6 protein-coding genes and 1 pseudogene are annotated in these 7,850 nt (G+C 69.3%); 5 read left to right on the top strand and 2 right to left on the bottom strand.

The window, feature by feature from the left end:
- Together Q0672_RS15150 and Q0672_RS15145 are read left to right on the top strand one after the other, a co-directional pair.
- A pseudogene (locus tag Q0672_RS15150) lies at positions 1-161 on the top strand (heme d1 biosynthesis radical SAM protein NirJ); the annotation flags it as partial.
- A gap of 39 nt (positions 162-200) precedes the next feature.
- Positions 201-1,754, top strand: a complete 1,554-nt coding sequence (locus Q0672_RS15145; RefSeq protein WP_298623481.1) for a cytochrome D1 domain-containing protein — start codon at positions 201-203, stop codon at positions 1,752-1,754.
- A gap of 15 nt (positions 1,755-1,769) precedes the next feature.
- Here the strand turns inward: Q0672_RS15145 and Q0672_RS15140 are convergent, their stop codons facing one another.
- Positions 1,770-2,126, bottom strand: coding sequence for a hypothetical protein (locus Q0672_RS15140; RefSeq protein ID WP_153162516.1), 357 nt, complete (start codon positions 2,124-2,126; stop codon positions 1,770-1,772).
- Positions 2,127-2,298: 172 nt separating this feature from the next.
- Between Q0672_RS15140 and Q0672_RS15135 the strand changes: the two genes are divergently transcribed.
- The gene (locus Q0672_RS15135; RefSeq protein WP_298623478.1) at positions 2,299-2,538 is read left to right on the top strand and encodes a sulfurtransferase TusA family protein; all 240 of its coding nucleotides are present in this window, start codon (positions 2,299-2,301) and stop codon (positions 2,536-2,538) included.
- Positions 2,539-2,547: 9 nt separating this feature from the next.
- Here Q0672_RS15135 and Q0672_RS15130 read toward each other — a convergent pair whose 3' ends face one another.
- Positions 2,548-3,240 carry a Crp/Fnr family transcriptional regulator gene (locus Q0672_RS15130; RefSeq protein ID WP_153162514.1) on the bottom strand — a complete coding sequence of 231 codons (693 nt, stop codon included), beginning with the start codon at positions 3,238-3,240 and terminating at the stop codon, positions 2,548-2,550.
- A gap of 104 nt (positions 3,241-3,344) precedes the next feature.
- On the opposite strand from Q0672_RS15130, the gene Q0672_RS15125 reads away from it, so the two are divergent.
- Together Q0672_RS15125 and Q0672_RS15120 are read left to right on the top strand one after the other, a co-directional pair.
- Positions 3,345-4,613 (top strand): NnrS family protein, encoded by a 1,269-nt coding sequence (locus tag Q0672_RS15125; RefSeq protein WP_298623475.1) that lies wholly within the window; start codon positions 3,345-3,347, stop codon positions 4,611-4,613.
- Between the two features lie 147 nt (positions 4,614-4,760).
- Positions 4,761-7,817, top strand: a complete 3,057-nt coding sequence (locus Q0672_RS15120) for an EAL domain-containing protein (protein WP_298623473.1) — start codon at positions 4,761-4,763, stop codon at positions 7,815-7,817.
- Positions 7,818-7,850: the final 33 nt, after the last annotated feature.

Genomic DNA, 7,850 nt, shown 5'->3' with positions numbered 1-7,850 from the left:
TCGCCATGTGCAACGGCAACACCCGCGTGCGCGCCCAGCAGCTCACCGGCGACCCGTGGCAGGAAGACCCCGGCTGCTACCTCGACAACGCCGAGATCGGCGTGGCCGAAGGCGGGCGGCTGGAGGTGAAGCCGTGGGTGCGCCTGCAGCCGGCCGCCTGATCCGCCCACCGCGCCCCCATCTGACATCGGAACCGTGCGATGAAACGCCTGCTCTCCATCCTCGCCCTCGCCACCCTGGCTTTCTCGGGCGCTAGCGCCGCCGCCGACGCCCCCGCGCTCTACACTCAGCACTGCCTGAGCTGCCACGGCGCCGGACGCCTGGGCGGCATGGGCCCGGCGCTGCTGCCCGAGAGCCTCGAACGCCTCAAGCGCAAGGACGCGGTCGCCACCATCCGCGAAGGCCGCGCGGCCACTCAGATGCCGCCCTTCGGCCAGACGCTGCAGCCCGACGAGATCGAGGCCCTGGCCGGCTGGATTTACTCGCCGGTGAGCCCCGCGCCGGCCTGGAGCGAGGCCGACATCCGCGCCTCGCGCACCGAGCCCTTCCCGCCAGGCAGCCTGCCCGACGCGCGCCAGGGCGACGTGGCCAAGGCCGACCCGATGAACCTGTTCATCGTCGTCGAGGCTGGCGATCACCACGTGAGCGTGCTCGACGGCGACCGCATGGAGCGGATCTTCCGCTTCCCGTCGCGCTACGCGCTGCACGGCGGGCCGAAGTTCACGCCGGACGGCCGCTACGTGTTCTTTGCCTCACGGGATGGCTGGGTGAGCAAGTTCGACATCTGGAACCTGAAGGTCGTCGCCGAGGTGCGCGCGGGCATCAACACCCGCAACGCGGCGGTGTCGTCCGACGGGCGTTTCGTTGCGGTGGCCAACTACCTGCCGGGCAATCTGGTGATCTTCGATGCCGATCTCAAGCTGCTCAAGGTCATCGACGGCGCCAACCTCAAGGGCGACGCCGCCTCGCGCATCTCGGCGGTGTACGACGCCGCGCCGAGGAAGAGCTTCATCGTCGGCCTGAAGGACCTGCCGGAGATCTGGGAAGTGTCTTACGACCCGGCCGCCAAGCCCTTCTTCAACGGCTACGTCCACGACTACAAGATGGGCGAGGCCATCGCCACGCCGGGTTACCTCAACCCGCGCCGCACGGTGCTCGACGTGCCGCTGGACGACTTCTTCTTCACGCAGGATTACGCCAACCTGGTCGGCGCCAGCCGCGAAGGCCGCGGGCAGGTGGTCAACCTAGACGTGCGTCGCCCCATCGCCGCGCTCGATCTGCCCGGCATGCCGCATCTGGGCTCGGGCATCTCGTGGCTGCGCGACGGGCGCCGGGTGGTGGCGAGCACCAACCTGAAGGACGCCCAGGTGAGCGTGATCGACATGCAGAACTGGCAGACGCTGGCGACGATCCCCACGCTGGGCCCGGGTTTCTTCCTGCGCAGCCACGAGAAGAGCCCCTACGCGTGGGTCGATTCGATGATGAGCCCTACCGCCAGAGACACCCTGCAGGTCATCGACAAGCAGCAGATGAAGGTGGTGGCCCAGGTGCGTGAGCCGGGCAAGACCTTCGCCCACGTGGAGTTCGACCGCTACGGCCGCTACGTGATCGCCAGCCTGATGGAGAAGGACGGCGCGCTGATCTTCCTCGACGCCAGCACCTTCAAGGAAATCAAGCGCCTGCCCGCCAGCAAGCCCATCGGCAAGTACAACCTCTTCAACAAGATCCAGCGTTCGGAAGGCACCAGCCACTGAGGGCCGGGCGGGCCGTCAGCAGCCCAGTGCCATCCGCTTTTCCACGTAGGTCCGGCGGCGGTTGAGAAGTTGTTCGGCGGAGCCCGGCGATTGGGGGTGGAGGAGCGCAGCGTCCACGCCCTCGATCACTTCCTGCAGCTCGGCGCACAGGGCGGCCTTGTCGGTGGCGTCGCTGGCAGCGTGGACTTCCAGGCGTTCGGGCGCGGCTGGTGGCGGCACCGGGCTGGGCGAGCGGGCGGCCGTCTGCTGGTGGGGGAAGGGGCTCTCCGTCTGCGGGGCGGCGCTCCAGCCGTCCGTGCGGAAGTGATCGGACCAATAGGCGATTCCCGCCGCCAGGGCCAGGGCGGCGAGCAGGGCGGAACCTTCCTTCACGATTGAGTCTCATTCGGCATGGCCGCGAATTTATCACCCATTCCGGGCCTTCGTATGCGACCTGCGCCACGCCAACCGTTCACCAGCTTGACCGCGCTCAAGGTTCACCGGGGGCGATTGGGCCAATCTGGTGTCCGCACCGGCGTTTCCGCCACTTTTTCCAGAGCATCCCATGACCGATATCACCACGCCCATCATTGTCGACGCCCGCGGTCTGATGCCGCCGGAACCCCTCAACCTGACCCTCGAGGCCCTCGACACCTTGCCGCCGGACGGCGAGGTGATCCTGATGCTGTATCGGGAGCCGGGGCCGCTGTACGACATCCTGCGGCGCAACGGCTACACCCACCGCACCGAATCCACGGACAGCGGGGAGTTTCACATCCACATCCGCCACGCGGCCGCCGCCTGAGGCTGTGTTTCAGTCGTGGAGGGCCAGCTTGGCGGCGTCGTGGATCACGATGTGCTTGCCCTGCACCGAGATCAGGCCGGCTTCGGACAGCTCGTGGAAGATGCGCGAGAGGGTTTCCGGCGTCAGGCTGAGGCGCGAGGCGATCACCTGCTTGCTGGTGGGCAGCTCCACCTCATGACGCCCGCCCGGCGCGCAGGGGGCGCTTTCGGCCAGCTGCAGCAGGTAGCCGATGACCCGCTGGGTGGACGAGCGCAGCGCGTAGGATTCCACGTCGCGCACCATCGAGTGCAGGCGGATCGACATGCCCGCCAGCAGCTTGCGGGCAAAGCGCGGGTCCTGCTCGATCTGGTCGAACACCGCGCCCGCGCCGATGTGCAGCAGCAGGGTGTCGGAGAGCGCCTCGCCGAGCACCGGATAGGGCTGGTCGAGGAACATCACCGCCTCGCCGAAGCTCTGCAGCGGGCCGAGGATCTCGACGACCTTCTCGTTGCCCTGGGCCGAGGTGAAGGCCAGCTTGATCTGCCCCCATACGACCAGGAAAAAACCCTTGGGGTGTTCGCCCCGCTGGAACAGCCGTTCGCCTTTCTGCAGCCGTTTCTCCCGCGAGGCCGCCGCCATGTGGGCGAGGTCTTCGGGCGACAGGGCGCTGAACAGGGGCATCCGGCTCAGCAGGCCGGGGATGTCGATCTTGTCGTTACTCATGGCGGACTTTCAACGTGGGCGGCGGCAAGCCCCTTATTCTAACCCCGGGCGCGCGCTTCACAGCCGGCCTTGCGGCCATTTGCTGACTTTTTGACTCATCAAACATGGAAAAGCCCATCCAGCTCCAGCCCCGACCCGCCGCGCCACCCCCGGAGCCACCCGCGCCCGCGTCCCGCGCGGCGATCCTGTTCGCCGCACCCCACCGGCCGATGTTCCTCGCCGGGGCGGTGCAGAGCGTGCTGGTCTTCCTCCCGTGGGTGTGGGAACTCCTCGCCCGCACCGGCGCGCTGGCCGGCCCCGCTTGGCCGTGGCCGCCGGGCTGGGTGCATGGGCTGTGGGCGGCCTACGGGGTGTTCCCGTTCTTCGTGTTCGGCTTTCTGATGACCGCCATGCCCCGCTGGCAGGGCATGGCCGACACGCCGGGCAGCGTCGCCCGGCGGCCGTGGCTGGGGCTGGTCTCCGGCTGGCTGGTGTTCGATCTGGGCCTGCTCACCGGCGCCGCGTGGCTGCGGGTGCTCGGGCTGGCGCTGGTGCTGGCCGGCTGGGGGCTGGCACTGGCGGTGCTGCATCCGGTGGCCTTCCGGGAGGGCAAGCCGCGGCTGCACGCGGGCACCGCCTGGCTGGCGCTGGCGGCGGGCGCGGTGGGGCTGGTCGCCTGGATCGTCTTTGCGGCCACGGGCGCGCCGCTGGCGGCGCGGGTCGGCCTGTCGATCGGCGTGTATGGGCTGCTGGCGCCGCTTTTCATGGTGGTCAGCCACCGGATGATCCCATTCTTCTCCAGCTCGGCGCTGCCCCGCTACGAGGTGGTGCGGCCGGACTGGACCCTGCGGGTGCTGCTGGGCGTCAGCGTGGTCCACGGCCTGCTGGACATCGCCGGGCTGGCCGCCTGGGCCTGGCCGTTGGATCTGCTGGGCGCCGGCACGGCCCTGTGGCTGAGCTGGAAGTGGCAGCTGCCGCGCAGCTTCGAGGTGCGCCTGCTGGCGATGCTGCACATCGGTTTCCTGTGGCTGGGCATCGCATGGCTGCTGGCCGGGGTGCAGGGTGTGCTGCATCTGGCCGGCGTCGAGACGCTGGGCCTTGCGCCGCTGCATGCGCTGGCGGTGGGCTACTTCGCGACGATGACCCTGGCGATGGTGTCGCGCGTCACCCTGGGCCACTCGGGGCGTCCGCTGGTGGCCGACGCGCTCACCTGGCGGCTCGCCCTCGGGCTGCACGGGGTCGCGCTGCTGCGGGTGCTGTCCGATGTGCTGCCGGCCGGGCAGGCGCTGCTGCTGGTGGCGGCCGGGGTCGGCTGGCTGGTCGTCTTCCTGCCCTGGGCGAGCCGCCTTGTGCCCATCTACCTGGCCCGGCGCAGCGACGGCCGGGACGGCTGATCGGCGGCCTGGCGGTGATAAGTCACTGTTCCGATCCGGAATCTGCGGTTGGCGTGACATCCGTCGCCCTGGTGTGGGACTTCCTGCCTTGGCAATGGCCGCAGTCCCATGCACCATCGCGGAAACTGGAAAAATTGATAAAACAGGATGACGTTAGATCACGCCTCCCGGGAAACGTGGAACTGCGTTGCCGGGCGTTTGTCGCCCGGAAGCACTCTGCTCGATGCCCTCTCCTGCCTGCTCACCCAGGGCCTCGATACCGTGGCGGTGGGGGACGACGGGCCGGGGCTGCGTTACCTCGGCGCCCACACGGTGCTGCGCGCGCTGCAGGCGGGCCTGCCGGCAGAGACGCCGGTCTCCGAACTCGCGCTGGCTGAAAGCGCCGCCGCGGCGGGCAGCGAGGCGCCCGGCGCAGCGGCCCTGATCAACGGCCTGCCCCTGCGCATGTGGCTCAAGGGGCGCGATGGCCGCTACCTCATCGTGAATCGCAGTTTTGCCGAGTCTTGCGGGCAGGCGATGCCCCAGGCGGTGGTCGGCAAGACCGATCTCGAGCTCTTTTCCCGGTCCGTGGCCGATACCGAGCGGGCCGAGGACGCCCAGGTGATGCAGGAGGGCCAGCCCCTCAGCCGGGTGGACCGGATCGACGGCGATGGCACGGTCTGGTTCGAAACCTACAAGGCGCCGGTGCGCAGCCCCGACGGGCTGGTGGTCGGCACCGTGGGCGTGGCCTACGACGTGAGCGAGCGGGTGCGCGAACAGCGTTCGGCCCAGCGCAGCCGCAAGAAGCTGGCCGACGTGCTGGCCACCATCGGCGAAGGCATCTGGGATTACAACCTCGTCACCGGCCGCTTCAGCCACAACCGCCACTGGTGCACCATGCTGGGCCTCGACGACCGCTGGCTCAACCACGCCATGGCCGACCTGCAGGCCCTGATCCACCCGGAAGACCGGGAGCGGGTCGATGCCGCAGTGGCCGCCTGCCTCGAAGGCGGCGGCACCTATGTGGCCGAATACCGCCTGTCCCACGCCGACGGCCACTGGCTGTGGGTGCGCGACCGCGGCGACGTGGTGGATTACGATCAGGACGGCCGCCCGCGGCGGATGGTCGGCAGCATCGCCGACATCAGCGCCATGCGCAGCACCACCCAGGCCCTGCTGGAAAGTCAGATCCGCTACCAGCAGGTCTTCGACAGCGTGCGCGAGGTCATCTTCCAGACCGATGCCCGCGGCCGCTGGCAGCTCCTCAACCCCGCGTGGGCCGAGATCACCGGCCATGCGGTGGATGAATCCATCGGTCGCAGCTTCCTCGACTTCCTCCACCCGGACGACCAGGACGCCCGCCGCGAAGCCCTCAAGCCGCTGGTCGAGCGCGCCCAGGACCACTGCAGCGCCACCCTGCGGGTGAAGTGCCGCGACGGCAGCTTCCGCTGGCTGGATCTGTACGCCCGCGCCATCGTCGATGCCGACAACACCCTCGTGGGCACCTCCGGCACCCTCAACGACGTCACCGCCCGGGTGGCCGCCGAAGACTACCTGCGCCTCACCGCCAGCGTGTTCCGCCACGCCCACGAGAGCATCATCATCACCGACCCGGATGCCCGCATCCTCGAGGTGAACGACAGCTTCTGCGCCCTCACCGGCTACACCCGCGACGAGGTCATCGGCCAGCACAGCCGCCTGCTGCGCTCGGGCCTGCACGATCAGGCCTACTACGACGCCATGTGGGCCGACCTGCTGCGCGACGGCGTGTGGCAGGGCGAAACCTGGAGCCGCAAGAAGAACGGCGAGTTCTACGCCCAGCTCGGCAACATCTCGGCGGTGCGCAACGAAGCCGGCCAGACCACCCATTACGTGGGCCTGTTCACCGACATCACCGACATGAAGGAGAACCAGCGCCAGCTCGAGCACCTCGCCTACCACGACGTGCTCACCCAGCTGCCCAACCGCAGCCTGCTGGCCGACCGGATGCGCATGTCCCTGGCCCAGGCCGAGCGCAACGGCACCCTGGCGGCCGTCGCCTATCTCGACCTCGACGGCTTCAAGCCGGTCAATGACAGCCTCGGCCACCACGTGGGCGACCGCCTGCTGGTGGAGATCGCCCGCCGCCTGCAGGCCTCCACCCGCGCCGGCGACACCGTGGCGCGGATGGGCGGCGACGAGTTCGCGCTGATCTACAACGGCCTCGAGCACGCCGACGAATGCGAGCAGGTGTTTGCCCGCCTGCTCGCCAGCATCTCCGCCCCGATCGCCGTCGACGGCCGCGAACTGAGCGTCACCGCCAGCATCGGCGTCACCCTGTGCCCCCTGGATGGCTCCGATCCCGAGGTGCTGCTGGCCCATGCCGACCAGGCCATGTATCTGGCCAAGCGCGCCGGCCGCAACCGTTTCCACCTCTTCGACCCCGAGCGCGACCGCCGCCTGCGTGCCCACCGGGACGCCCAGATCCGCGTCGAATCGGCCCTCTCCGGCGGCGAGCTGGAGCTCCACTACCAGCCCAAGGTCGATGCCCTCACCAACACCTTGTCCGGCGTCGAGGCGCTGATCCGCTGGAAACACCCGGAGCTCGGCCTGCGCCTGCCCGGCGAGTTCCTGCCCACGGTGAGCGAATCGCGCTGCGAGATCGACCTGGGCAAGTGGGTGCTCGCCACCGCGGTGGCCCAGCTCGACTCCTGGCGCGCGGCCGGCCTGGCCACGCGGATGAGCGTCAACATCTCGGCCCGCCACCTGGCGCACCCGGATTTCGTGCCCCATCTGCGCTCGGTGCTCGAAGCCCACCCCGAGCTCGACCCTGGCCTGCTGCAGCTCGAAGTGCTCGAATCCACCACGATGACCGACCTGTCCGGCATCGCCCGGATCATGGCGGCCTGCAATGACCTGGGCGTCAGCTTCGCCATCGACGACTTCGGCACCGGCTTCGGGTCGATGAGCAGCCTGCGTCGCCTGCCGGTGCGCAGCATCAAGATCGACCGCTCGATCATCCACAACATGCTCAACGACGAGGACGACCTTGCCACCGTGCAGAGCATGATCGGCCTTGCCGCCGCCTTCCGCCGCGAGGTCATCGCCGAGGGTGTCGAAACCCCGCGCCACCGTCAGGCGCTGGTCAAGCTGGGCTGCCATCTGGTCCAGGGGCACGGCATCGCCCGCCCGATGCCCGCAGCCCGGATGCAGCGCTGGATGCGCGCCTACGCCACCCGCCACTAGCACGTCCGCTCCGACGTCGGCGCGCCCAGCCTG

It is taken from the genome of uncultured Zoogloea sp. (assembly GCF_937894855.1).
Lineage (GTDB): Bacteria > Pseudomonadota > Gammaproteobacteria > Burkholderiales > Rhodocyclaceae > Zoogloea > Zoogloea oryzae.
This window is presented reverse-complemented; position numbering and strand designations above follow the sequence as displayed.

Coding starts and splice junctions, on each gene's coding strand:
- Q0672_RS15135 (WP_298623478.1), top strand. CDS start 2,299: ATGACCGATATCACCACGCCCATCATTGTCGACGCCCGCGGTCTGATG.
- Q0672_RS15145 (WP_298623481.1), top strand. CDS start 201: ATGAAACGCCTGCTCTCCATCCTCGCCCTCGCCACCCTGGCTTTCTCG.
- Q0672_RS15125 (WP_298623475.1), top strand. CDS start 3,345: ATGGAAAAGCCCATCCAGCTCCAGCCCCGACCCGCCGCGCCACCCCCG.
- Q0672_RS15120 (WP_298623473.1), top strand. CDS start 4,761: ATGACGTTAGATCACGCCTCCCGGGAAACGTGGAACTGCGTTGCCGGG.
- Q0672_RS15130 (WP_153162514.1), bottom strand. CDS start 3,240: ATGAGTAACGACAAGATCGACATCCCCGGCCTGCTGAGCCGGATGCCC.